Raw genomic sequence first — 25,442 nt, forward strand, 5'->3', positions numbered from 1 at the left:
TCCCCCTGGGAGGGGTGCGATAGGTTGTGTGATAGCAGGGAGGGGTTTAGCCACTATGTGATATCGTATAAACCCCTCCCTACACCCTTCCGGTGGGAGGGAATCGCACAAGCCCTTGATTTTTAGAATTTTCATCACCGCTATTCGTGTCTCACGAACAGCCATGGCCATTATAATTGCCTGTGGAGACACCATAGCCGTTAACTTAAGTTCTTAAAGACCTCATAGACAATTTCAAAAGCTGCCTTTTTTCCTTTTTTCGGTTCGATCAACAGACTTTTTATAATTGGAAAAAGGAACCTTTCCCACCAATCTTTTAATGGTAATTCACCGGCAACCACACTTCTGATGACTTGGCTATTAAGGCGGGCATGTTTAAAGAATTTCCAAATGGAAAGGGCGTAGGCCGGCTGGTTTTTCCGAATGACGGAATCGACAAAGCGGAATATCTTCCAGTTGATAAATATCCAGATAAATTTGGCGACCAGTTGACACTCCAGCCTTTCAGTCCTGGCAGCCCTTACCTTATGGATGGCAAGCAGCGATTTCCAGGTCTTGAACACGAGTTCGATCTGCCATCTTAAACGATATAGTTGAATGACTTCCGCGGCTTTAAGGGTGGTTATCGGCGTATTTGTAATAAATATGCTGAACCGGCAACGAGACTTATATTCATCGGAAAGAGCGACCTTCTGGCTTTTGGCTCTTTGTTGAGCTATCCGTATCCGTTCGGCCCATACCTGTTCCGGTACGGGAACAGCGATCAGGCGGCAGTTGAAGCCATCCTCCCCGGTTCCGATAGTAACCATTGTTTCGAACTGCAATTTCCCGCTGCGATTCATTTTTTGGTGGAGCGCCGCCCAATCGACAGGCTTGCCCGAACCATGCTGCAGGGGTTTCCATTGCGGATGTAAGCGATTGAGGAAAAAGGCTTGTTCACTCACCACTTTTCTGAGGTATGATGGAGTAACAAAGCCCAGGTCGCGGATATGCAACTCCCCCCTGCCAATACGGTGCAGTGTTTTTTTGGAATGACTTTGGTCATTTTCGGTAGCCCTGGTCAATTCCAGGTTTTCCCAATCCCCGTTTTTGATATCAAAAGCATATTGGATATTCATAATGGATGATACATTGCCGAAGTTTGTAAAACCGGGATAGTCATCCTTGCATTGTGCCGGCAGAGAAAACTTGCAGGAGTCGGCGATCACTACCCGTGAAAACGGCTGCCAGTCGTCCGTCCCTTTGATATTCAGCCTGGATGAGAGTTGTTCGGCCAGCACAAGCTTGAGGAAGTTCAGGCTCTTTGAATTGAACCGCTTATGTAATGCGACTTTGCTAAGAGCGGTTTGGTGCTGCCGGGCCAGGTCGTTGCAGCAGTCCTGCAAACTGAGTTGCCCATGATCAAGACCACTGAACATCAATGTATCGATAAACTCGTCGGGTTTAAGCTTGGACCTCCGTTGCAGAAATCCGCTTTGCCGCGCAAACACATCAAGTTTGTCGCGATCAAGCGTATTAGTAATACTGTCCTGTAAGGGCGTGATAATGCCATCAACAAATGCGTCGCGGCTGAAGATAAAAGGAGCTTTTCCCGAAGAAAATGACACCTTTTTTCAAAAAAAAGTTATCTTTATGTAAGAAAAGGGCGGTAATTGCCTCGAAAACAAACCGCCCTTTTTAATAAAAAATAATCAAACAAATATGGGAAAATCTAATAGGTTTCGCCCACCGGCGGAGCCATCTCACGCCACTATCTCAAAAAAAATCTTTCTGAAAATCCTTAAGTTAACGGCTATGGTGGAGACACAGGCAATGGGAACCAGTTTTTAAATACCCCAATCTTCGTACCCGTAACCCGGCCGGTTCTTCCAATTGTATTTAATATCTGAAACCAGCCAATGCTGCCCCACATATTCCGCTACCATCACAATTTTTCGGGCTTTTATTTCATCGTCGTCGTTGATGTTTTCAATAGCGGTAATTTCCTGCCTGTTGTTTTCAAGATGCTTTACCCGGACAGACAAATTTCCCTCGCCACAATTCCTTAAAGTAGTATCGTACACGCAAATCAAATCGGCAGCCGTTTTTATATCTGCCTTATATTTTATTTGCTCGTTAAATTTTTGCGGATCGATGTTGTGGAATTTCTCTTTACAGGATGTAATAAAAAACCCGACTGTTAACAGGCAAAGGATATATCGGTACCGTAAACACATATACTAATATAAGCATTTAAGCTTACTGTATATCCACCGCCCCCGCAACTTCCTGTAGCAAACTAACCGCATCGGTAATGCTATACACGTTCTCAATACTTAAACGCAGGCTGCCCTTTATCTCCTTAAGATTTGCCCTGCGATGATTGAATTGCAGATAGGTAAGTACGTTATTGAACGCGGCAGTTTCAAAATAGGGCGATTGCTGGTTACTGATGAAGTAACCACGCAGCACATTCTTCTTCAGCGATATCTTTTCAAAGCCGATCACCTTGCCCAGCCATTGCAGGCGCATGGTATTCAGCAGGTCGGTTACCTGTAGCGGGATAGGGCCGAAGCGGTCTTTCAGCTGCTGTTCAAAGGCGCGCAGTTCGGCTTCGTTTTCCAGCTTGGATAGTTCGGTGTAAAGGTTATAGCGTTCGCCGATATTGGTTACATATTCATCGGGGATGAGGATCTCCAGGTCGGTATCTATCTGCGTAAAGGTGATATATGGCCGCGGTTTATCCTCAGGGAATACATCTTTAAACTCGTCGTCTTTCAGCTCCTGTATGGCCTCGTCCAAAATCTTGTGATACATCTCAAAACCTATTTCGGCAATAAAGCCGCTTTGCTCGGCACCCAGCAGGTTACCGCTGCCGCGGATGTCCAGGTCGCGCATGGCCACATTGAAGCCGCTGCCCAAATCGCTGAACTCTTCGATGGCGCTCAATCGCTTGCGGGCTTCGGATGTTAAGGTAGATAAGGGCGGGCTCAGCAAATAGCAAAACGCCTTTTTATTGCTTCGCCCAACACGACCACGCATCTGGTGCAGATCGCTCAGGCCGAACATGTGGGCGTAGTTAATGATGATGGTATTGGCATTAGGGATATCTAAACCGGCCTCGATAATGGTGGTGGCCACCAGCACATCGTATTCGTGGTTCACAAATTTCAGCATTACATCTTCCAGGTCGTCGCCTTCTAACTGCCCGTGGGCGATACCGATACGGGCCTTAGGTACCAATTTATGGATCAGCCCGCCCAATTGCGGCAGATCGGCAACCCGGTTATGGATAAAGAACACCTGGCCACCGCGATCCAGTTCGTATTCAACCGATTCCTTGATCAGCTTATCATTAAACACATGCAACTCGGTAACCACCGGCTGGCGGTTAGGCGGCGGGGTGCTGATGATGGAAAGGTCGCGCGCGCCCATCAGCGAGAAGTGCAGCGTGCGGGGTATCGGCGTGGCGGTCAGCGTAAGCGTATCCACGTTGGCGCGCATCTGTTTCAGCTTCTCTTTGGTGCCTACGCCAAACTTCTGCTCCTCGTCTATGATCATCAGGCCCAGGTCCTTAAACTTCACATCCTTGCTCACCAGGCGGTGTGTGCCGATGATGATATCTACCTTACCCTCTTTCAACTTTTCCAACGTTTCCTTGATCTGCTTGGTCGATTTAAAGCGGTTCACATAATCAATATTCACTGGGAAACCCTTCAGGCGGTCGGTAAAGGTTTTGTGGTGCTGGGCGGCCAGGATGGTGGTTGGCACCAGTACGGCCACCTGCTTACTATCGGCAGCAGCTTTGAAAGCCGCGCGGATGGCCACTTCGGTTTTACCAAAACCCACATCGCCGCAAATGAGCCTGTCCATCGGGTGCGGCGATTCCATATCCTTTTTAAAATCGGCCGTGGCCTTTTCCTGGTCGGGGGTATCCTCGTATATGAATGATGCTTCCAGCTCGGTTTGCAGGTAACTATCGGGCGAGAAGGCATTACCGCTTTGGGCCTTACGCAGGGCGTACAGCTTTATGAGGTCGCGGGCAATGTCCTTAACTTTTTTTTTTGTGGTTTTCTTCAACCGCTCCCAGGTATCGGTACCCAGCTTATTCATTTTGGGTACGGTACCCTCTTTACCGCTGTACTTACTGATGCGGTTCAGCGAGTTGATATTGACATACAGCAGGTCGTTATCGGCATATACCAGGCGGATCATCTCCTGCATTTTGCCGCTCACCTCAACCTTTTCCAAACCGGCGTATTTGCCAATGCCGTGGTCTATGTGGGTAACATAATCACCCGGCTTCAGATCGCGCAATTCCTTCAGGGTGATAGCCTGGCTGCGCTGGTAGCCCTTCTTCAGCTTATATTTATAGTAGCGATCAAAGATCTGGTGATCGGTATAGCAGGCTATCTTTTGTTCCAGATCCACAAAGCCCTCGCGTATGGAGATATTGAGCGGGATGAATTTAGCCGTTTTATCTAAGTCATCAAGGATGGCGTACAAACGCTCCACCTGCCTTGCCGAATCGGTGAGGATATAATTAGTGATGCCGTCGGCTTCGTTGTTTTTAAAATTATGGATCAGCAGCATAAAGTCCTTATTAAAGGATGGCTGCGGGCGGATATCGAAGCTTAAGGTTGTGCCAGCGTTATAAAAGAACTGCTTACCAAACTCGATGATGGCAAAATCGTGCAGTTGATCGGCGATCAGTTTCTCATCGGTGAAGTTGAACTTGGGGTCTATCCATTCCGGGTTCTGATTCTTTTCATCGGCCGAGAGCGCCTTCCACAGGTTATTGGCTTTTTTGTGGCCGTCCTGTATAATATCAAAGGTAAACTGTACATCCTTTATCCAAACCTGGGTGGCCGGGTCGATAAATTCAAGCAGGGAGATGTTATGTTCGGTCAGAAACTTCGACTGCACATTTGGTACAATGGTGATGCTCTTCACCTGCTCTACCGATAGCTGGCTTTCTATTTCGAAGGTGCGGATAGATTCGATCAGGTCGCCGAAGAACTCCACGCGGTAAGGCAACTCGTGCGAGAACGAGAAGATATCAACGATACCGCCTCGAACGGAAAACTGCCCCGGCTCGTACACAAAATCAACCCTATCGAAATCGTATTCCACCAAAAACTCGTTGATGAAATCGATGCTAAGTTTGTTGTTAACGGCAATCTCCAGCGTGTTTTTTTGCAGGGCGTTGCGGTCTATCACCTTTTCGGCCAGGGCCTCGGGGTAGGTCACAATGAGTTTGCCGAAATCTGTAGCGTGGGTTAACTCGTTCAGCACTTCGGCGCGGGCCAAAACGTTGCTGCTATCGGGCTGGGTAAATTCAAAAGGTTTACGGTACGATGAGGGGAACAGCAATACTTCCTTGCCGGTCAGGCTTTCCAGATCGGCCTGGAAAAAGCCGGCCTCTTCACGGTCGGGCAGGATGTAGAGCTGGGGCTTATGCTGCAAAAAATACAATGCTACCGCCACGGTCGCATCGCTCGATCCAACCAAACCACGTACCTGCACCCTCGGGCTTTTAGCGGCATTCAGCGCGGTGGCCAGCTGCCTCACCCGTTCGTCAGTTTTATACTGCTCTAAAATATCACGGATATTCAAACCGCTGCAAATATACATTTTTGGACCGCTGATTTTCGTTGATTAGTTTGATTTCGCTGGTTATCCCTACGCTACAATGTTGTTAGCGCTTTAAAAGTACCGTCAATCACCCCGGCCATGCGGCTAATATCCAGCGTTGCCATCGTATCAGTAGACTGATGATAGTTTGGATTGCGGTAAAACGATGTGTCGGTGATCATCAGGGCGCTGAAGCCGAATTTCCAGTAGTTCGGATGGTCGGAAAAATCGATACCGGGCAGAGCTGCCGGGGCCGAGAATGTTTTGGTGCGGATAGCTTTTGCCGACTGGAAGCTTCGGCAAAAGCATCGTGCAAATTTACCGGCCCCGAACTTTTTCACCAGCGTGATATAATTACCCCCGTTGCCATAAAAAGCCGAGAGTAAGCCAATGGGGTAGCGTTGCGATTTTGGCCCATCCTTAAAATAGCCAATCATTTCAAGCGATATCATACCATAGGTGTTCGGAAGGTTAAAAAGAGTAGGTGAAACGTTTCATCAATGGGACTATTGTGGGACACATCTTTTCTATGCCCCGGAGGGGCTGCCTGTTTGTAGCATAAGTTTTTTAACTTACAGATGCCCACAGCGTGGGCTACCCGTTATCAGCTTCTTTATTGTTAAGATAAAAGCGTCCAATGCATACCTAATTATGGGTAGCCCACGCTGTGGGCATTTTCTATTGTTGGTTTTCGTTTTCTACAAACAGGTAGTCCCTCAGGGGCATAGGGTCCTGCAATTTTAAAAAACTAACACGATAGCCAGTGCTACCGCGGGTTTAGTGCTTTTTAAAACAAAAATTACTTCAACTTCACCTGCACCACATTAACCGAATAAGCATCAAAAGCACAGCTATACGTTTTGTTAACGGCCACCAGCGGCTTGGTTACAGGCGCTATTTTAGTTGGCTGATCGATGGTGTTGGTATCTTCCGGGCCATCGCCTTTTAAAACGGTGATGGTACCGTTTCTTTCTATCCCGGTGATGCCCTTAAAGTCCAGCGTTACCACCTGCGCTCTGGCCGAAGCGTTTACCACCTTAATGTACAGCGTATTGGTTTTGGTATCGCGGGTAGCTACATAAAACATGGCCGGGATAGGTTTGGGGATTATGCCTGCTGTACTATCGCGTTTGGTGGCGGGGCGGGTTTGTGTAGGGATGTTCTCGCCGGTTATGGCTACCACCTTATCGCCCACATTGGTGCTGAACATTTTTTGGGCATAGTACGATGGCGAACCATAACTGTTTAGCGCGTCGTAACCCACCAGGTCCGATTTCCATTGCATAGCCCCTGGGTTTATGTTCACAAACAGCGGCGCGTAGCACGACATGATCACATGGTCTGAATTGCGCTCCATACCGCTCATCCAGGCGGCATCACCCAGGGCGGCGTTCATATTGGGTGTCGGCGCGCCCTCGCGGGTTGCCCATTCGCCTACAAATATCTTGGGGCTGTTGCGGTCGTAGTTATCGTAGTGGTTAGCATCCTCTTCCATTTGCCAGGCGTTACGGTAATAATGCTCATCGAAAGCGAACGGCACCCGGCTTTTTATAGGCGTGCGCGAACCTAAGCCATCCTTGCCACCTACGGTAGATATTAACTGCAAGTTAGGATATTTGGCTTTAATGGCATCATAAAACTGGGTGAAGCGGCCATCGTAACTATGCGATTTATCGAAGCCATCCTCGTTACCAATTTCTACATAGCGCAGTTTAAACGGCGCGGGGTGACCGTCCTTAGCGCGTTGCGCCCCCCATTTGGTATTTACATCGCCGGTTACGTATTCTATTTCTTCCAGCGCTTCATCAACAAAAGGCTTCAGGAAGGGGCCGGCAGGCATGTAATCGGTTTTAAGGGTATAGCCGGCGTAAACCGCCAGCAGGGGTTCCATGTGCAGGTCTTCGCACCATTCTAAAAACTCCAGCAGGCCCATCCCGTCTGATGCGCGGTAGCTCCAGCAGCCGGGGTGCCCGGGTCTGTCTTCCAGCGGACCTAAGGTTGTCTTCCAGGGGAAGCGGGTGGCAAACAGGTCGCCCTCTAAAAAGTTACCGCCGGGGAAACGCAGAAAGGCCGGCTTCATATCGGCCATAATTTGCATAATATCGGCACGGTTACCATTGGGCCTGTTATTATAAGTTGGCGGGAACAGCGATACCAGGTTGAACCAATAAGTGCCCGCACGATTAGTGGTGATGACAAAGCGGGCCTGCGTGGTCGGCTTTACACCGGCAGCGGTGGTGAGGGTTGCTTCGTATTTCTTCCAGGAGCCCCGGGTCAGGGCAACATTAGCTGTAGCATAAGTGGTAGCGCCGTCGTTGCTCTCAACCGTTACCGTCAGCGGACCGGCAGCCTCATCGGTAGCCTTTGCCCAAAATGATGCCTTGTAGGTAGTTTGCGGTTTTACGGGGATGCCCCAGTAACCCTCGTTGGCAATGCCGGTGCGCCCGACGCTGCCATCAACCGTAAGTTTTAGGGAGGTTGTAAGCGCGGTGTTGATGGCCTGCTTTTCATCAAGCGCGATGCTACCCTTACCGCCGCCGCTTTGCACTACGCTCCATTTGGCGGGGCCTTTGGGGTCATCCTTAAAAATGCGGTTCTGTATCAACTCGGCATACAGGCCACCATCGTACGAGTGATTGATCTCTTCGGTCATCAGCCCGTACAACATGGGGCTAACTGTTACACCCGGCTTGCTGAGGTCTAAGGTAAGTTTGGGATTTTGCGATTGCGACATGGCGTTCGCGGCAAGGCACAGCAATAATGCCGGGGTAAGTAGCTTCTTCATGGGATGGTTTATTGGTTAATAATTGTCTGTTTGACAATTATTGTATCGGATACTAATTTAGGAAAATTTTGAATAAACAAATATCCGGGCTGCGGAAAGGCATCCTGCACCATCATGATAATCAACCCCATACCACCCTTATCCCATCCATAACCGAACAAACACTGTTCGATTACGATACGCTTCGTACACCAAAATATCAACATAAAAAATTGATTTACAAATAATTACATCAATGGCATAGATTTTAACCGAATCGTGGCGTAATTACATCGCCATGCTTAAAAACTATATCAAAACTGCCTGGCGCAGTTTAAAGAACAACCGGGTATTTTCATCCATCAATATTTTTGGCTTATCGGTAGGTTTGGCCTGCTGCATGCTGATCACCGCCTACGTGCACAGCGAACTTAACTATGACCGCTACGCCAATCAGTCGGACAATATTTACCGCGTGGCCTTGCGCGGGATCGAGAATAACGGCATTACCGAATACCCGATGGTTGACGTTGCTGTAGGGAAGGGCATTAAAGACCAATACCCGGAGGTGATAGACGAAACGCGGCTAAGCGGTCGCGGGCCGGTGTTTGTAAAGTATGGTCAAAAGCAATTTAAGGAAGAGCATATCCAACTCATCGACGCCAATTTTCTGTCGATGTTTTCCATCCCGCTGATTGATGGCGACAGCAAAACCTATATGGACCAGCCGCGCAGCATGGTAATTACCAGCACCTTCGCCAAAAAATATTTCGGCACCGAGCGCGCCATCGGCAAGCCGCTTACCGTGGGGAACGATCTGTATACCGTTACCGGCGTGATAGATAAGGTGCCTGATAACTCGCACTTCCATGCCGACGCGTTTTTAAACATGGCCCCTTTTGTAGATAACCGGGTGCAAACCTGGAGCAATGTGGGCTACTTCACCTACATCAAACTAAGGCCGAATGCCAACGCTAAAAAACTGGAAGCCGCGTTCCCTCAACTGGTGCAAAAATTTGTAGTGCCCGAAATAGCGCACGATCTGGGTATCAGCATGACCGAAGCCAACAAATCGGTAAACAGCTTTATCTTCTTCCTGCAGCCGCTTACAGATATTCACCTGCACTCCAACACCAAGTACGAGCTGGAGGCCAATGGCGACATCCACTACGTATACATTTTCGGCGCGTTGGCCCTGTTTATATTGCTGCTGGCTTGTATTAACTTCACCAACTTATCCATCGCCAGTTCGGCCAAACGATCTAAGGAAGTCGGTATCCGCAAGGTGCTGGGTTCCGAAAAAGGCCGCCTGATCAGGCAGTTCCTCACCGAATCCATCATGCTTACCTCGGCCGCCATGCTGCTTGCCCTACTGATCGTTTATTTGTTACTACCATTGTTCAATAACCTGGCCTTAAAACATATCGGGTTCATGTCTTTTTTAAACCCAGTAGCCATTACAGCCGGGTTTATGCTTACGTTTTTGGTGGGCATTGTGGCTGGTATTTATCCTGCATTTGTACTCTCTGGACTCAATATCATCAGCGTGTTAAAAGGCGGCGCGGCGGGTAGTAAACCGGCTAACAAAAACTATCTGCGCAGTGGACTGATCGTGTTCCAGTTCTTCATCTCCACCCTGCTTATTATTGCCACCTTTGTGGTTTACCAGCAGCTAAATTATATGCAAAACAAAAAGCTGGGGTACGATAAGGACCAGGTGTTGGTATTGAACGACACCTATACGCTCGGCACAAATATCGACGCGTTCAGGCAGCAGTTGCTGCGTAACCCGCAGATCGTTAACGCCACCATATCCAGCAGCGTGCCGGGTAAAAACGGCGGTGTGGACGGTACCGAGATCCAATCGATGGAGATTGACAAGAACGGGAACCACGCCGGCATCCATACCAATATCTTTCATGTGGATGATACCTACCTGCCTACCCTGGGTATAAAAATGAGCAAGGGGCGCAACTTTTATCCCTCGTTCCCCGGCGATTCGATGTCAGTTATCGTCAACGAAACATTAGTGAAAGATATCGGCTGGGGCGATTCCGACCCGGTAGGGAAAACGATACTGCGGTCGGCAAAGGCAAAATACAAAGTGGTTGGTGTGATGCAGGATTTCCACTACGCATCTGCCAGGCAAAAAATAGCTCCGCTGATGCTGTTATCGGGCCATAGTACCAACAGCATGTTGCTGCGGATAAAAACCGCCAACGTAAAAGCCCTGCTGGGCGATATCAAATCGCAATACGAAAACTTCAAGCCCGACGCGCCGTTCAGCTACACATTCCTTAACGAGCAGTTCGCTTCGCTTTATGCATCAGAACAGCAAACCGGCAAAATATTTACGGTATTCGCGGTGATTGCGCTCATTATCGCCAGCCTGGGTTTGTTCGGCTTAGCTGCCTACATGATCCGCCTAAGGGTAAAGGAGATCGGCATCCGCAAGGTATTAGGCGCCTCAACCGGCAGCATTACCGCCATGCTATCGCAAGAGTTTCTACGCCTTATCGTCATCGCCTCGCTCATCGCGTTCCCGGTGGCCTGGTACAGCATGAACAAGTGGCTGCAGGACTTTGCCTACCGCATCGATATCCAATGGTGGGTGTTTTTAGCGGCGGGCAGCATCGCCGTGCTGGTGGCAGCGCTAACTATCGGGTATCAATCCATCAAGGCTGCGTTGGCTAACCCGGTAAAGAGTTTGAAAACGGAGTAAACGCGAGTGTTCTTTTTCTTGATAAAAAGAACCAAAAATCAAGACAGCGCTAATGCTTCCTCTGCCGCACAGGGCCTTTGCCCGCATCATTCAAAACCACGGTACGCAAGAATTTGCCGCTGCTCGCGCACCCGCAAGGCCACCGCTTCAGGCAAATCCGCTTCCCCTTTCCGGCACACGAGGCCACCATCGTTTTGCCTGATCTTGCCGGAAGCAAACCGCTGTCGGATTTGCCTTCCCTAAAAGAGCGCGGGGCTGTCATAAAAGCGGGCCAGTGTTGGGGGGAATGCCGTGGGCAGCCGCCTCCGGCGGATAGCTGCCCACGCAGGGCGGGCGGAAGCTTTTTTATGACTTGGGTTTTGGTTACTTTTGGGCCAAGCCAAACGGCGTAGCCCTCTTGAGTGCTTTAAAAAACAAAAACACCACGAAAAAACTAACTAAGCCCCTGCGGCTATGAGCAGACTACCGTTAATAACAGCACAAACCAATAATATGGAACACCAATGACCACCCCTTTTTTGTTCCAAAAATAAAAACCCGTATTTTTGCCGGATGAAATTACCTATCATCGCATACGGAGACCCGGTTTTACGCAGAAAGGCTACCAATATTATTCCCGAAGAATATCCCCATATTAAGCAATTTACCGAGGATATGTTCGAAACCATGTATGCTGCCCGCGGCGTGGGTTTGGCGGCCCCGCAGGTTGGCCACTCGATGCGCCTGTTTGTGGTTGATGCTACGCCATTTGCCGATGAAGAACCCGAACTGGAGAATTTCAAAAAGGTATTCATCAACGCCTGTATTGAAGAAGAAACGGGCGAAGAATGGGCCTTTAACGAGGGCTGCCTGAGCATCCCCGATATCCGCGAGGATGTATACCGTAAGCCGGTTGTGCGCCTATCCTACTACGACGAGAACTGGAAGCATCACGAAGAAGTTTTTAAAGGCCTGGCCGCCCGCGTTATCCAGCACGAGTATGACCATATTGAGGGTAAGTTATTTACCGATAAATTAAGTCCGCTACGCAAGCGCCTGATAGAGAAAAAGCTGAACGAGATATCGCGCGGCATTGTAGATGTGGATTATAAAATGAAATTCCCGGCGGTTAAAAAGGGGAGATAAGCCCTATTTCCTGTCGATATGTAAAAGCTCATGGTTAAACGCCCTGAGCTTTTTTTGTTGCCAATTAAATTAAATACTATATTTGTAAGCAATTCCTGATTTGTTAACCTTTTAAATATCAAGGAATCATGACAGCGCAAATCTACATATCGCCCCTTTCGCTCATTGCCTAAACAGGCAGGCATTAACTGTACATCTTACTAAAAATATCAATATGGTAGTTTTTGCGCACTGTATGATTATTTCGCCTGCCGCAAACCTTCCGGCTTTTTCCTGAGCGTACTAAAAGGGTATATCCTTATTCGAGGACGAAACGGAATCACCATCAATTTTAATAACAATTAAATGTTGTTCCATGGATCAGCATGAATTGTTGTGCCGTATTAAAGCGGCTTATCAGATCAATACAATTTTAAAAACATACCCAGGCATAGCCCCAAACAGGTATACCTGGAATTAGAAACATAACCCAAATGGGCAATTTAAGAACAAAAGACTTAAGTAAAATAGGTTACCATAACGATCAGCTGCGAAGCCTGGTTATCGGCATAGCCTCAAAAAACTTTAAACACCACAGCAAGCAGCAACTGCTGGATCTGCTGGTGAATATCAAAAACAACCCCGAAGCATTTTTGGGTGATGAGCAAACCGGCAGGATAGCCGAAAAACTAATGGGCAAAACCGAAGAGCATCTTTTTAAGGTTTACGACCTAAAGGACGAACCGGCACCCTGTAAAATTTATGGCGGCAAGGGAGTAGAAACATCTGCCAAAAAACAAATGGAACTGGCAACGCAATTACCCGTTAGCGTGCAGGGCGCTTTAATGCCCGATGCGCATATGGGTTTCGGCTTGCCGATTGGTGGCGTGCTGGCTACGCGTAACGCGGTGATCCCTTATGCCGTGGGTATGGATATCGGCTGCCGCATGGCGCTTTCTATTATTGATGAAAGCGATGGCTTTATTAAGCGCTTTGAGTATCAAATTAAGCAGGCTTTAAAAAGCCACACCCATTTTGGCATGGAAGGCGGCCTTGATACCCGGCAGGAGCATGAAGTGCTGGACAGTGACGTATTTAACCAGATTGGTTTTTTGAGGCCCCTGCGCAGCAAAGCAGTAAGGCAATTAGGCACATCTGGCGGGGGCAACCACTTTGTGGAGTTTGGCGAGATAGAGATGCACGCCGGTAACGCGCTGGGATTAGCGCCTAAAAAATACGTGGCGTTATTAACGCACTCGGGAAGCAGGGGTTTAGGATCGGCCATTGCGCGGCATTACACCCAGGTAGCCATGAATACCTGCAAACTGCCGCGCCATGCGCAGCAACTGGCCTGGCTTGATATGAACAGCGAAAGCGGGCAGGAATACTGGCTAACCATGACACTGGCCGGCGATTACGCCAAAGCCTGTCACGACCGGATCCATGCCAACCTGCTGAAGGCGCTGGGATTAAAAGCTATCCACATTGTAGAAAACCACCACAATTTTGCCTGGAAGGATACCCTGGCCGATGGGCAGGAAGTGATTGTTCACCGCAAGGGCGCCACGTCGGCACACGCGGGCGAGTGGGGCATCATCCCCGGCAGCATGATTACCCCGGCCTACCTGGTGACCGGCAAAGGCGTTGGCGATTCGCTATATTCTGCATCGCACGGTGCGGGCAGGGCCATGAGCCGGCAAAGGGCTAAGGACAGCATGACCGTTTCGGCCATGAAAAAGTTGTTGACTAACGCCGGTGTAAGCCTGATTGGTGGCACGGTTGAAGAGAATCCGCTGGCTTATAAGGATATCGATGCGGTTATTGCCGCGCAACAGGCGCTGGTTAATATCGAGGGTAAATTTTTACCACGGATCGTCCGCATGAACAAGGAGTAATGTGATGAAAAAGATAATTATACAGATCACATCAGGCAAAGGCCCGGCAGAATGTTGCCGGGTTGTTGCCTGCCTGCAAAGCCTCATCATCAAACAGGCGAAGCAATTAGGCATCCAACTAAGCGTATTGGAAAGCAAACCCGGCGATATCAACGGCACGCTGCTTTCATCGGCATTGATGTGCGAGACCGAACAGCCCGAAGCCTTTATTAAGGAATGGACCGGTACCGTACAATGGATAGCGCAAAGCCCGTATCGCAAATATCATAAACGTAAAAACTGGTTTGTGGGCGTAGCTGCCTTTGATGTGCAACAACTGATGCAATGGGACCCGAACGCCGTAAAGCTGGAAACCTGTCGTTCATCAGGCCCGGGCGGACAGAACGTAAATAAGGTAGAAACGGCCGTACGGGGTACCCACCTCCCGTCGGGCTTGCAGGTTTTGGCTATGGATAGCCGATCGCAACTGGAGAATAAAAAGCTTTGCCTTGAGCGGTTGCAAACTAAAGTAATGCTTTGGCAAACCGAGCAACTGATGGAGCAGCAGCAAAACCGCTGGATGGAACATCACAATTTGCAACGCGGCAACCCGGTAAAAACCATCCGTACGCCATTGATTTAGCGCATAAACATAAGGCCCAATTATGTATGATCTCTATAATTGGGCCTTTTATAAATTAAGCTGTGACTCCTTTTTCACAGCCGCCATCGCTTCTATCTTCAAAATATCGTCCGACATTTCCTGCGCGCGATTCAACCAGGTGTTTTGTTTGGCTATGTCCTGGCGGGCTTGCCGTTTCGCGGGTGAGTCGGCAGCTATCTCATCCTTTACGTGCTGCAGGAAATCTTCTTTAGTTTCAACTATGCTTACCACTTCCCTAAAATCGCTCATATCGCCAAAATCGGTGCTTACCACCGGTAAGCCCGAAGCCAGGTATTCGTTGATCTTCATAGGATAGATACAACTGGTAAAGGTATCGTTCACAAAAGGGATCACCCCCAACGAAAATGTCTTCAGGTAAGCCGGCAATTCGGCCGGGGTTTTAGGGCCCTCCACGCTTACGTTCGGGTATTTCTTCAATACGGCTAAACCACGCTGGCTTAATACACGGCCTACAAACACAAAGCGCGCATCGGGCATATTTATAAACAGGTGTTCCATAACACTGTAGTCAATCCTGTCATCTACCGATCCTATATAACCAATCACCTGCTGCCCCGTAACGCCCTGGTGAAAGCCGAGACTAAACAGATCGTAATTGGCGGCATTATTTACAATAAAGCAGTTGGGGCAAAAGGGGCTTTTCATTTTAAACAGGGTTTTCGATGTAACTATTATCCCATCTATCATTGGCATAAAGGCCTTTTCAAGCCAGATACCATGCTTACGCAGCCATGCATCGCTGCTGTTTATATCATCATAGCAATGGTACACTAACGATTTTTCGCCGTATTTCCGGCCGTTCATCAGGCCCATGCCGGGGTTATAGGCCACCACATGTACCAAATCGTGGTTCATGTTCAATTTGCGCAACGCGCTTTTTACACTACGGCGCACTTGCCAGGCATTAAACCTTAATCCTAATTTATATAACACCGGTGGTAAAAAATTAATAGTTAAACCTATGGGTGGCGTAAGCAGGTAGGCTTTGCTATCGCCAACGGTATTAATTATTTCCAGCCGGTTTTTAAAGCCCAGCGCCTTTTTAATATCAATGTTTTTTTTACCACGTAAGGTTGCCAACACCTCTGAAAGCGTATTGGGGCTGTTTACAAAGAGCAATTTATTCTGTTGAGATAATACCCGCATGATCTCGACCGAAGCCTTGATATAATTACCACCCCACTCGGTACTACTCTGGCAAATAATGTTTCGGTTAATCAGCATTTGTTTAAATTAATTGGTGTTGATATAAAATTATCAAATAAAAACCAATATACGTTGAAACGGGCATTTGCGCGGGGTATTGTTAACGGATTGTGCGCCAGGGTTAATAATGTAATTACTAAACGTTAAAAATTGATTGCCGGTTGCCTGCATAACCATAATCACTCCAGAATAGACAAGCCCGATTTCCTATCGATAAATTCGATATGATATTTGCTATTTTTAGAATTTAACTATATTATATTTGATCTATCTAATTAAAAACAACCCGGATTATGGAAAACAACACCCTTCATTTTTCTAATGAGCACCATCCTAAGGCAGAGAGTAAATGCCCGTTCCTTAACGGCCAGCTGAAGCAAACCGCCGGCGGCGGCACACGTAACCGCGATTGGTGGCCAAACCAGTTGAACCTGTCGGTACTGCGTCAAAACTCTAACCTGTCCGACCCGATGGATAAGGATTTTAATTATGCCGAAGCCTTTAAATCTTTAGATCTGAACGCTGTTAAAAAAGACATTGTTGATGTACTGACCACATCGCAAAGCTGGTGGCCTGCCGATTACGGCCACTACGGTCCGTTTATGATCCGTATGGCCTGGCACAGCGCGGGTACGTACCGTATTTCTGATGGTCGGGGTGGCGGCGGTCGCGGCCTGCAGCGCTTTGCACCGCTTGATAGCTGGCCTGATAACGCTAACCTTGATAAAGCCCGCCGCCTGCTTTGGCCGGTGAAACAAAAATACGGCAAAAACCTTTCCTGGGCCGATTTGATGATCCTGGCCGGCAACTGCGCGCTGGAATCGATGGGTTTTAAAACCTTCGGCTTTGGCGGTGGCCGTGCCGATGTTTGGGAAGCATCTGAAGATACCTATTGGGGCGCTGAAAAGGAATGGCTGGGCGATAAACGCTATGAAGGCGACCGCCAACTGGAAAACCCGCTGGCGGCTGTACAAATGGGCCTGATATACGTTAATCCCGAGGGCCCTAACGGCAACCCCGATCCGGCGGCATCTGCCCGCGATATCCGCGAAACTTTCGGTCGGATGGCCATGAACGATGAGGAAACCGTTGCCCTGATAGCCGGCGGCCACACCTTTGGTAAAACCCACGGTGCTGCCGATGCCGGCCAATACGTTGGCAAGGAACCCGCCGGTGCCGGCCTGGTGGAAATGGGCATGGGCTGGAAAAACACCTATGGCAGCGGCAACGCGGGCCATACCATCACCAGCGGACTGGAGGGTGCATGGACAACCACCCCTGCCAAATGGAGCCACGATTTTTTTAAGCACCTGTTTGAATATGAATGGGAATTAACCAAAAGCCCGGCCGGCGCGTTCCAGTGGAAACCAGTAGGCGGCGCTGGTGCCAATACCGTACCCGATGCCCACGACGGCGAAAAAAGCCATGCCCCAACCATGCTGACCAGCGATCTGGCCTTAAAAGTTGACCCTGCTTATGCGGAAGTTTCCAAACGCTTTTATGAAAACCCCGATCAGTTTGCTGATGCCTTTGCGCGTGCCTGGTTTAAACTGACGCACCGTGACATGGGTCCGCGTTCGCGTTATCTTGGCGCTGAGGTACCTGCCGAAGTATTGATCTGGCAGGACCCTATCCCGGCAAACACCAACCCGCAGTTAAGCGACGAGGACATCGCCACCCTAAAAAACCATTTGCTTAACTCGGGCTTATCCGTATCTCAACTGGTTAGCACCGCCTGGGCATCTGCATCAACCTTCCGCGGTTCGGATAAGCGCGGTGGCGCCAACGGCGCCCGTATCCGCTTAGCCCCGCAAAATACCTGGGAGGTGAATGATCCAGCGCAACTGGCAACCGTTTTAGAAAAGCTGGAAGGCGTACAAAAATCGTTTGGCAAAGCGGTATCGCTGGCGGATGTGATTGTTTTGGGCGGTATTGCCGGTGTTGAACAGGCAGCCAAAAACGCGGGCCACACCATCAGCATACCATTCTCGCAGGGCCGCGGCGATGCTACACAAGAGCAAACAGATGTAGAATCATTCGACGCGCTGGAGCCTGTTGCTGATGGTTTCCGCAATTATATACAACCACGCTATGCCGATAAGGCCGAAGCATTTTTGGTGGATAAAGCCCAATTGCTAACCCTCACCGCGCCCGAAATGACTGTTCTTGTTGGCGGCATGCGCGCACTGGCTACCAACTTCGATCACTCGAGCCACGGTGTTTTAACCCATACGGTGGGTACATTAAGCAACGACTTTTTTGTGAACATACTGGATATGGGCACCGCCTGGAGCAGCACGTCTGATGCACAAGATATGTTTGAAGGCCGCGACCGCGCCACCAACGCCCTGAAATGGACCGCCACCCGCGCCGACCTGGCATTCGGATCGAACGCTGAATTACGCGCATTGGCAGAAGTTTACGCCAGCAACGACGCCAAAGAAAAATTTGTGCACGACTTTGCCGCGGCCTGGGCCAAGGTAATGGACCTGGACAGGTTTGATTTGAAGTAGTATCTAAAAAACGAATAGCGAAAGGCGGGCCAGATTTGGTCCGCCTTTTTTATGTAAAAAAGTTTGTCATTTCGAATCCCTTGGAGGGTGGCGAAAAGCTGGGTAAGGGTGAGAAATCTTATACGACATACTTGTCGCGCGTACAAGATTTCTCTTTCGCGCCCTTTTCTTTTCCCAACGCCTGCTCTATCGACAATTCGTTTAGGAGGTTTCCGACGCATTATTTCAACCCATAAAATATCCTGATGCCCTGGGTTAGCTTATTATTCCCATCATAAGCAAAACCATAATCAAAACGGAAGAACAGGCGCTTAACCCCGAAGTAAAACTCGTAGTAATTATTCTTGTTCGATTCGGTCAAGTAGTTTACCCCTACTATCTCTTCCAGCTTTAGCTTACGCAGGCCCGGAATGTAATTGAAGATATTGCCGGTAAAGTTATGCTCCCAGTGCGCCTCCACATATTCGTTATTGGCACTGTAGGTATAAAACGGCAGGAAGTGGAAGTTGCCGATATCAGGATCGAATACGCTACCCTGGTTGCCCACAAAGTGGTTATAATCCATAAAGTACAGCGTACTGCGGTTAAAGAATTTACCCACCGAGATCTTATAAGCCGTAAACCCGAACAGGCCTAACGAAAAACGGTCGTCGAAAAGGTCGGCCGAGGCAAAGTCATAATTCACGCCCGATATGCCTTTGCGGTAGTTCAAGCGTAATTGTGGCAGTTCAGGCGCTTCGTAAACACGGCCTGTGGGTCGGGTAACATACTGCTGATCGAAAGTGAGCAATAACGATGCTTTTAAGGTTAACGCGTTATGATGGGGGAACAGTTGTGTTTCGGCCAGCGGCGTTACCGGATTGTTGGATGTATATTCTTTATTCTTATTATCGAAGATATGATTGGCGGATGTATTATACAGCTGATCGCGGATAGCGTATGATGCCTCGCCGTTGAACAGGATACCGTTGGCCAGTTCGCGCTGGTAACCCAGTTTGGCATAGCGCGAGCGGTAGTATTTCACAAAGTTATTCTCGTTCAGTAACGAACTTAAGGTATTGAAGGTAAGCGAACGGGTGCCTGCATCACTCAGGTCTAATATATCGCTGCCAAACGCCCCGAAAAGCATGCCCTGGTGCGGCGGATCGTAATTATAGGCCAGGTTAATATTGGCATTGAACATTTTGTTGGCGAAACCGTAGCGTACCGTGGGGGTAATGGCATAGTAACGGCCATCCTCAAAAGTTTTTGTAAATTTCACTTTAGGTATCAGGCCATATCCTTCAACTGTGTTATAATAAATGGTTTGATAAAATGGATAAAAGTAAAGCACCTCGCCTGTTTTCCGGTCGGAATATTTGTACCCCGTAACTGTAAAATTGAACGGGCTTAATTGGTTACTGGCATGCTCAACCGAATCGAGATAGGGCAGCGATTGCCTGATAGTAGCCGTACTGTCCTTTTTCCGGTAATCGCGCATCTCCTGCGGGGTAAGCGGCAACGGGCGGGTTTGCGCCCAATAGGCATCATCCTTTTTATTGGCGGCGGTATCTATCCGCATGATCTCGCCATTAAAATGCCCTTCCGGAAATTGCGGATCAAGATTGTAGTTATTGTAGATGCCCGCATAATACCCCTCGAATTTAAAACCCAGCACATCGCCCTTAAAATTATACTGTACCGATCCCGGCATCCAGATGCTATCTCTTACGGGGATGTATTGCTGGCTGATCTCTAAGGTATCCACCAAATTAATATTGGCGTCTTTGGTGATCAGTAAGTCGGTGCCGTAAATGCGCCAGTCGCCATCAACAATATAGATCACCCCGCGAAAAACCGGGTCGTGCGTGCGCTTGGGGATCACCTGTATCTTATGAATGGTGTAACCATTTTCGGTAGTAGAACCCAAAAGTTTATAGTTGTAAAAAAACATGGCCTCGGATGCTACCGGTGATACGAATCCACGGGGGCTTAAACCTTGCACATGAAACAGGCTGCGATAAAAATTCACCTCCATGTCCGACGCTTTATTATAGCTGAAAGCGCTATTCTGCCCCGCCGTCTTCGAGGCGATCATCACCTCTTTCACTTTTTTGGGCTGCTGAAAATCGTAAGTAGAAAGCGATTCGGATTGGTAAAGGATGCCTTTACCGCTACTGTCCAGTTCCAATACCCGGGCCACATCCCTGCCCAACCATTTTTTAGGCGATTTTAGCAGCTTTTGTACACCTTTAATGTAAACCGTTGCACTGTATGCTTTTACCTGGTTTAGATAGTAGGCCCGTTTTTCGATGGCGTGCTGCATAATTTCCCGGCCGGCATCACCTCTTTTACCTCGCACAACTACAGTTTTAAGGATAAAGCTATCGGCCAGCATCTTTACATCGCGATGCACATCGCTGCTGCTAATACTGATATTCTCTATCCGCTGTTTATAACCCACAAAGCGGTATACCACATCGTATGTGCCGGGTTTAAGATCAAAGGAATAATTGCCGTTCTCGTTTGCAGAAGTACCGTAAGTAGTATTTTTAATATACACCGATGCAAAGCCTATAGGTTGCCCCTGCATATCGGTAACCCGGCCCGATAGCTGGTAGGTTTGCCCCGATGTATGCAAAGCTATACCCCAAACCATCAACAGTAATAAAAACGGCTTCATTACATCACATAAGCAGGTTTGCACACTAAATGTTTGTATGTACGCATAATAAAATGCAGGCAATGCGGTTAGCCTCCTCTAAATCTCCCCCAAAGGGGAGACTTTATAACTTTTTAAGCCCTCTCCTGTGGAGAGGGTTTGGGTGAGGCTTATAAAATGTTTAATTTTGCCAATTAAAACCATCAGCTTATGTATGATACTTTAAAGCCTGTGCTTGAACAGGAATTGGCCGAAATTGAAAAAGCCGGATTGTATAAACGCGAACGCATTATCACCTCGCCGCAGGGTGCCGATATCATCGTGCAGGGCGGGCAGGAAGTAATTAACTTCTGCGCTAATAATTATCTTGGGCTTTCGGGCAATGCCAAAGTTATAGAAGCCGCTAAAAAAGTAATGGACACGCACGGCTATGGCCTGTCGTCGGTACGCTTTATTTGTGGCACGCAGGACATTCACAAACAGCTGGAACAAAAAATAGCCGAATTTTTAGGCACCGAAGATACCATACTTTACGCTGCCGCATTTGATGCCAATGGCGGCGTATTCGAACCACTGTTTAATGAGCAAGATGCCATTATATCCGATGAGTTGAACCACGCTTCTATCATAGATGGCGTACGCCTTTGCAAAGCGCAACGTCAACGCTACAAGCACGATGACATGGCCGACCTGGAAGAAAAATTAAAAGCTACCCAAGGCTGCCGCCACCGCATCATTGTTACCGATGGCGCATTTAGTATGGATGGTACCATCGCCCAGCTTGATAAAATATGCGACCTGGCCGATAAGTACCGCGCCCTGGTAATGATAGATGAAAGTCACTGCTCAGGCTTTATGGGCAAAACCGGTCGCGGCACGCACGAACACCATAACGTAATGGGCCGTATCGATATCATCACCGGCACCTTGGGTAAAGCATTGGGCGGCGCATCGGGTGGTTTTACATCAGGCCGTAAAGAGATCATCGATATGCTGCGTCAGCGTTCGCGTCCGTACCTGTTCAGTAATACGTTGGCCCCGGCCATCACCGGTGCATCGATTGCGGTACTGGATATGCTGAGCGAGACCACCCGGCTGCGCGATAAACTGGAAGGCAATACCCAATACTTCCGCGAGCAGATGACCGCCGCAGGGTTTGACATTAAACCTGGCGTGCACCCTATTGTGCCGGTTATGCTGTACGATGCCAAACTATCCCAAACCTTTGCCGCCAGAATGCTGGAAGAAGGCATTTATGTGATCGGGTTTTATTACCCGGTAGTTCCGCAGGGCAAAGCCCGCATCCGCGTACAGATCAGCGCAGCGCACGATAGGCATCATTTGGATAAGGCAATAGCGGCCTTTACCAAGGTGGGTAAGGAATTGGGGGTGATTAAATAACTTATACGTATAAATTATTTATATTTGCACGTATAAAGATTGGAGTTATGGCAAGTACAAAACTAACCTTGAGCGTTGAAGATGCTTTTGTTGATAGAGCCAAAAGATATGCTGCCAAGCACAAAACCAGCTTATCTAAGCTGTTTTCAGAATTTGTGAGCGAAAAAATAGATAGCGATCAAATAACTGAAGATGACGATTTCTTAGCAAAATTGAACAATATCGAAATATCAGATAAGATCAAATCGCTTACCGGCGTTATAAAGATTAATATCTCAAAAAATACTGATCTGAAGAAACTTGCAAGCGATGCCAGGCATGAATATTTAGAGAAGAAATATGATCTATAAAAAAGTCTTTATTGATAGCGACATTATCTTAGATCTAATTTTTCAACGCCAGCCATTTTTCAAGTATAGTCAGGTATTGTTTGATGGCGTTTTTCCGGAATATGAATTAACAACATCCGCACTGATACTCGCTAATGTTCATTATCTGATAAGAAAACATGTAAATAAGGCAACAGCAAAGGATATCATAAAAAATGTGACCGATATTCTTAAAGTTTTTCCATTTGAAAAACAACATATATTATTAGCAGTAAGTAGTGATCATTCTGATTTTGAAGACAGCATTCAATACCATATTGCGATGCAAAACAAGTGCGACTTTATCCTAACACGTAACTTAAAGGATTATAAACATTCAACCATCCCGGTATTGACTGCCGAACAATTTTTAAGAACGATATTATAATACAATGCAAGACCAGATTAACCAGTATACATTAGAGATAGACGAATTTGCACCGGCCAACCCGGCGCAGCTGGAAGAGTTCCGTATAAAATATTTGGGTACCAAAGGCATCGTGAAGGACCTGTTCGAGCAGTTCAAGGCGGTTAGCCCCGAGGAAAAGCGTGTGCTGGGTAAGGTGCTCAACCAGTTTAAGCAATTGGCCGAGGCTAAGTTTAACGAGTACAAGGAGGCCTTCGAGTCGGAAAGCCATAGCGGCGGTACCGATATGGACCTTACCCTGCCTGGCGAAGGCTATACTGTTGGTTCGCGCCACCCGCTATCGCTGGTGCGTAATGAGATCATCGATATTTTTAAACGTTTGGGCTTCGTAGTGGCTGAAGGCCCTGAAATTGAGGACGACTGGCATAACTTCTCGGCCCTTAACTTCCCGGCCGAACACCCGGCACGTGATATGCAGGATACCTTCTTTATTAAAAAGGATGATGGTAACGATATCGCCCTGCGTACGCATACCTCATCGGTACAGGTGCGCATGATGGAGAACGGTAAACCACCGTTCCGCGCTATTATGCCGGGCCGTGTTTATCGTAACGAGGCTATCTCGGCCCGCGCGCATTGTTTCTTTCACCAGGTAGAGGGCTTGTATATCGACGAGAACGTGTCATTCTCCGATCTGAAGCAAACGCTTTACCACTTTGTGCAGGAGTTGTATGGCGAAGGCACTAAAGTACGTTTCCGCCCATCGTACTTCCCGTTCACCGAACCATCGGCCGAGATGGATATCTCGTGTACCATCTGCAAGGGCTCGGGCTGTAACATGTGTAAATACACCGGCTGGGTAGAGATATTAGGCTGCGGCATGGTTGACCCTAACGTACTGGAAAATTGCGGCATCGACAGCAAGAAATACACCGGTTTTGCGTTTGGTATGGGTATCGAACGTATTGCCAACCTTAAATGGGTTATCCGCGATCTGCGTTTATTCTCTGAGAACGATACACGCTTTTTAAAGCAGTTTAAAACAGAAATTATTTAGTGATGAAAAGGAAGCTGGGTATAGTTGTTGTTATTTTATTCACCGCATTTTCGTGCGGAAAGGATAGTGGCGACATTATACCCAGCATACCCGTAAATTTCCAGGCCGCCCTTTCGGACACGCGTATCAATAAGCTTAACAGCCCCGGTAGCGCCGTGGTGGTTTCGGGTTATGGCATTGCCGGTTTACTGCTTTATCGCGATGCGGCGGGGCAATATCACGCTTACGACCGTTGCAGCAGTTACCAGCCACAGAACAAATGCGCTGTTACGATTGATGATACGGGCTTTACGGTTACCGATCCCTGCAGCGGCTCGAAGTTCTCGTTAAACGATGGTTCGCCGGTAAAAGCGCCGGCCAGCAAATCTTTACGGACATATGATGCGTATGTTAGTAATTTCCAACTATTTGTTACCAACTAAAACGCATGGAAGCCGACAAAATTAAGGATAGCATAAAAAGGGCCGCGCAGGACCTGTTCCGCAAGTTTGGTTACCATAAAACCAGCGTGAACGAGATTGCCAAGCGCGCCAAAATAGCCAAGGCTACCATCTATAAATATTTCGATAGCAAGGAGGCTGTGCTGCACTCGCTGCTGATGGATTACATCCGCGTAAGTGTTGATGAACTGATCAATACCGACAGCCCCGATATGGACGAGGAAGCCCACCTGAGCAACCTCATCATCAAAACCAGCCGCCTCTCGTACACTGTTTGCAACGAGTTCATCGGCTGGGATTTCATCCGCGAATCAACCAACTCGCAGGAGTTTTTGAAAAACCTGAGTAACGAACTTGAGGAATTACTCATCGCCTCGTTTGCCCAACTGGGCGGCATCCGCAAGCACGAAAGTTATATGCAGCGCCTGCGCTTCCTGATTAAATGCAGCAAAAGTATCGTATTCAGCTTCGCATTTACCTCTGTAAGCGATTCGGACGTGCGGAAGAATTTTGTTTCCTTTCAAAAAGAGATCTTGCCTTATTTGGTTAAGGCTGCGATAACGATATAGATCTTTTCCTCATCCTATCTACCCCATTGCCTGTGTCCCCACAGGCGACATGCAGGCCATTAAAATATTTTAGGAGTTGTTTGTGAGGCTACCATAGCCGTTAACTTAAGGATTTTCA

General features: G+C 48.1%; 19 protein-coding genes. 12 read left to right on the top strand and 7 right to left on the bottom strand.

From position 1 onward, the window contains the following. Positions 1-200: 200 nt before the first annotated feature. The 5 genes from HQ865_RS20095 to HQ865_RS20115 form a co-directional block, all read right to left on the bottom strand. Positions 201-1,607, bottom strand: coding sequence for an IS4 family transposase (locus HQ865_RS20095; RefSeq protein WP_173416621.1), 1,407 nt, complete (start codon positions 1,605-1,607; stop codon positions 201-203). A gap of 219 nt (positions 1,608-1,826) precedes the next feature. Beyond that, complete coding sequence (locus tag HQ865_RS20100; protein WP_173416622.1) at positions 1,827-2,216, bottom strand: hypothetical protein; 390 nt, start codon at positions 2,214-2,216, stop codon at positions 1,827-1,829. Between the two features lie 22 nt (positions 2,217-2,238). Next, a complete protein-coding gene (gene mfd, locus HQ865_RS20105) occupies positions 2,239-5,595 on the bottom strand; it encodes a transcription-repair coupling factor (RefSeq protein ID WP_173417864.1) in 3,357 nt (1,118 codons plus the stop codon). A 71-nt stretch (positions 5,596-5,666) separates the two neighbouring features. Continuing rightward, positions 5,667-6,065, bottom strand: a complete 399-nt coding sequence (locus tag HQ865_RS20110) for a zinc-binding metallopeptidase family protein (protein WP_173416623.1) — start codon at positions 6,063-6,065, stop codon at positions 5,667-5,669. A gap of 347 nt (positions 6,066-6,412) precedes the next feature. Beyond that, on the bottom strand, positions 6,413-8,398 hold the full coding sequence (locus HQ865_RS20115; protein WP_173416624.1) for an alpha-L-arabinofuranosidase C-terminal domain-containing protein: 1,986 nt from the start codon (positions 8,396-8,398) through the stop codon (positions 6,413-6,415). Between the two features lie 68 nt (positions 8,399-8,466). Between HQ865_RS20115 and HQ865_RS20120 the strand changes: the two genes are divergently transcribed. The 5 genes from HQ865_RS20120 (at position 8,467) to prfH (ending at position 14,720) form a co-directional block, all read left to right on the top strand. Then, entirely contained in the window at positions 8,467-8,625 is a 159-nt protein-coding gene (locus tag HQ865_RS20120; protein WP_173416625.1) for a hypothetical protein, read from the top strand. A gap of 50 nt (positions 8,626-8,675) precedes the next feature. After that, complete coding sequence (locus HQ865_RS20125; RefSeq protein ID WP_173416626.1) at positions 8,676-11,099, top strand: ABC transporter permease; 2,424 nt, start codon at positions 8,676-8,678, stop codon at positions 11,097-11,099. A gap of 552 nt (positions 11,100-11,651) precedes the next feature. Further along, a complete protein-coding gene (gene def / locus HQ865_RS20130) occupies positions 11,652-12,224 on the top strand; it encodes a peptide deformylase (protein ID WP_173416627.1) in 573 nt (190 codons plus the stop codon). Positions 12,225-12,697: 473 nt separating this feature from the next. Next, positions 12,698-14,098, top strand: a complete 1,401-nt coding sequence (locus HQ865_RS20135) for an RtcB family protein (protein WP_173416628.1) — start codon at positions 12,698-12,700, stop codon at positions 14,096-14,098. 4 nt (positions 14,099-14,102) lie between these two features. Next, entirely contained in the window at positions 14,103-14,720 is a 618-nt protein-coding gene (prfH, locus tag HQ865_RS20140) for a peptide chain release factor H (RefSeq protein WP_173416629.1), read from the top strand. 48 nt (positions 14,721-14,768) lie between these two features. Here the strand turns inward: prfH and HQ865_RS20145 are convergent, their stop codons facing one another. Continuing rightward, the gene (locus HQ865_RS20145) at positions 14,769-15,986 is read right to left on the bottom strand and encodes a glycosyltransferase (protein WP_173416630.1); all 1,218 of its coding nucleotides are present in this window, start codon (positions 15,984-15,986) and stop codon (positions 14,769-14,771) included. Positions 15,987-16,261: 275 nt separating this feature from the next. Here HQ865_RS20145 and katG point away from each other — a divergent pair, with 275 nt between their 5' ends. Beyond that, positions 16,262-18,481 (top strand): catalase/peroxidase HPI, encoded by a 2,220-nt coding sequence (gene katG, locus HQ865_RS20150; protein ID WP_173416631.1) that lies wholly within the window; start codon positions 16,262-16,264, stop codon positions 18,479-18,481. 220 nt (positions 18,482-18,701) lie between these two features. Here katG and HQ865_RS20155 read toward each other — a convergent pair whose 3' ends face one another. After that, positions 18,702-21,143: a DUF5686 and carboxypeptidase regulatory-like domain-containing protein gene (locus tag HQ865_RS20155; protein ID WP_173416632.1), complete on the bottom strand. Its 2,442-nt coding sequence runs from the start codon at positions 21,141-21,143 to the stop codon at positions 18,702-18,704. A gap of 189 nt (positions 21,144-21,332) precedes the next feature. On the opposite strand from HQ865_RS20155, the gene kbl reads away from it, so the two are divergent. Genes kbl through HQ865_RS20185 form a run of 6 tightly spaced genes read left to right on the top strand, consistent with a single transcriptional unit; the run spans position 21,333 to position 25,324 of the window. Then, complete coding sequence (gene kbl, locus HQ865_RS20160; RefSeq protein WP_173416633.1) at positions 21,333-22,523, top strand: glycine C-acetyltransferase; 1,191 nt, start codon at positions 21,333-21,335, stop codon at positions 22,521-22,523. Positions 22,524-22,570: 47 nt separating this feature from the next. Beyond that, a complete protein-coding gene (locus HQ865_RS20165) occupies positions 22,571-22,873 on the top strand; it encodes a DUF6364 family protein (protein WP_173416634.1) in 303 nt (100 codons plus the stop codon). Next, positions 22,863-23,279 carry a PIN domain-containing protein gene (locus HQ865_RS20170; protein WP_173416635.1) on the top strand — a complete coding sequence of 139 codons (417 nt, stop codon included), beginning with the start codon at positions 22,863-22,865 and terminating at the stop codon, positions 23,277-23,279. The genes HQ865_RS20165 and HQ865_RS20170 overlap by 11 nt, the downstream gene beginning before the upstream one ends. 4 nt (positions 23,280-23,283) lie before the next feature. Beyond that, a complete protein-coding gene (gene pheS / locus HQ865_RS20175; RefSeq protein ID WP_173416636.1) occupies positions 23,284-24,315 on the top strand; it encodes a phenylalanine--tRNA ligase subunit alpha in 1,032 nt (343 codons plus the stop codon). A gap of 2 nt (positions 24,316-24,317) precedes the next feature. Continuing rightward, on the top strand, positions 24,318-24,737 hold the full coding sequence (locus tag HQ865_RS20180; RefSeq protein WP_237073501.1) for a Rieske (2Fe-2S) protein: 420 nt from the start codon (positions 24,318-24,320) through the stop codon (positions 24,735-24,737). A gap of 5 nt (positions 24,738-24,742) precedes the next feature. Further along, positions 24,743-25,324, top strand: a complete 582-nt coding sequence (locus HQ865_RS20185; protein ID WP_173416638.1) for a TetR/AcrR family transcriptional regulator — start codon at positions 24,743-24,745, stop codon at positions 25,322-25,324. Positions 25,325-25,442 lie beyond the last annotated feature (118 nt).

The sequence above is a fragment of the Mucilaginibacter mali genome, assembly GCF_013283875.1.
Taxonomy (GTDB): Bacteria; Bacteroidota; Bacteroidia; order Sphingobacteriales; family Sphingobacteriaceae; genus Mucilaginibacter; species Mucilaginibacter mali.

Bases quoted from the DNA above. Each gene is read 5' to 3' on its own strand.
- katG (WP_173416631.1), top strand. From the start codon at position 16,262: ATGGAAAACAACACCCTTCATTTTTCTAATGAGCACCATCCTAAGGCA.
- HQ865_RS20115 (WP_173416624.1), bottom strand. From the start codon at position 8,398: ATGAAGAAGCTACTTACCCCGGCATTATTGCTGTGCCTTGCCGCGAAC.
- HQ865_RS20155 (WP_173416632.1), bottom strand. From the start codon at position 21,143: ATGAAGCCGTTTTTATTACTGTTGATGGTTTGGGGTATAGCTTTGCAT.
- pheS (WP_173416636.1), top strand. From the start codon at position 23,284: ATGCAAGACCAGATTAACCAGTATACATTAGAGATAGACGAATTTGCA.
- HQ865_RS20125 (WP_173416626.1), top strand. From the start codon at position 8,676: ATGCTTAAAAACTATATCAAAACTGCCTGGCGCAGTTTAAAGAACAAC.
- HQ865_RS20170 (WP_173416635.1), top strand. From the start codon at position 22,863: ATGATCTATAAAAAAGTCTTTATTGATAGCGACATTATCTTAGATCTA.
- HQ865_RS20185 (WP_173416638.1), top strand. From the start codon at position 24,743: ATGGAAGCCGACAAAATTAAGGATAGCATAAAAAGGGCCGCGCAGGAC.
- kbl (WP_173416633.1), top strand. From the start codon at position 21,333: ATGTATGATACTTTAAAGCCTGTGCTTGAACAGGAATTGGCCGAAATT.
- HQ865_RS20110 (WP_173416623.1), bottom strand. From the start codon at position 6,065: ATGATATCGCTTGAAATGATTGGCTATTTTAAGGATGGGCCAAAATCG.
- def (WP_173416627.1), top strand. From the start codon at position 11,652: ATGAAATTACCTATCATCGCATACGGAGACCCGGTTTTACGCAGAAAG.
- HQ865_RS20165 (WP_173416634.1), top strand. From the start codon at position 22,571: ATGGCAAGTACAAAACTAACCTTGAGCGTTGAAGATGCTTTTGTTGAT.
- HQ865_RS20135 (WP_173416628.1), top strand. From the start codon at position 12,698: ATGGGCAATTTAAGAACAAAAGACTTAAGTAAAATAGGTTACCATAAC.
- HQ865_RS20180 (WP_237073501.1), top strand. From the start codon at position 24,318: ATGAAAAGGAAGCTGGGTATAGTTGTTGTTATTTTATTCACCGCATTT.
- HQ865_RS20145 (WP_173416630.1), bottom strand. From the start codon at position 15,986: ATGCTGATTAACCGAAACATTATTTGCCAGAGTAGTACCGAGTGGGGT.
- prfH (WP_173416629.1), top strand. From the start codon at position 14,103: ATGAAAAAGATAATTATACAGATCACATCAGGCAAAGGCCCGGCAGAA.
- HQ865_RS20100 (WP_173416622.1), bottom strand. From the start codon at position 2,216: ATGTGTTTACGGTACCGATATATCCTTTGCCTGTTAACAGTCGGGTTT.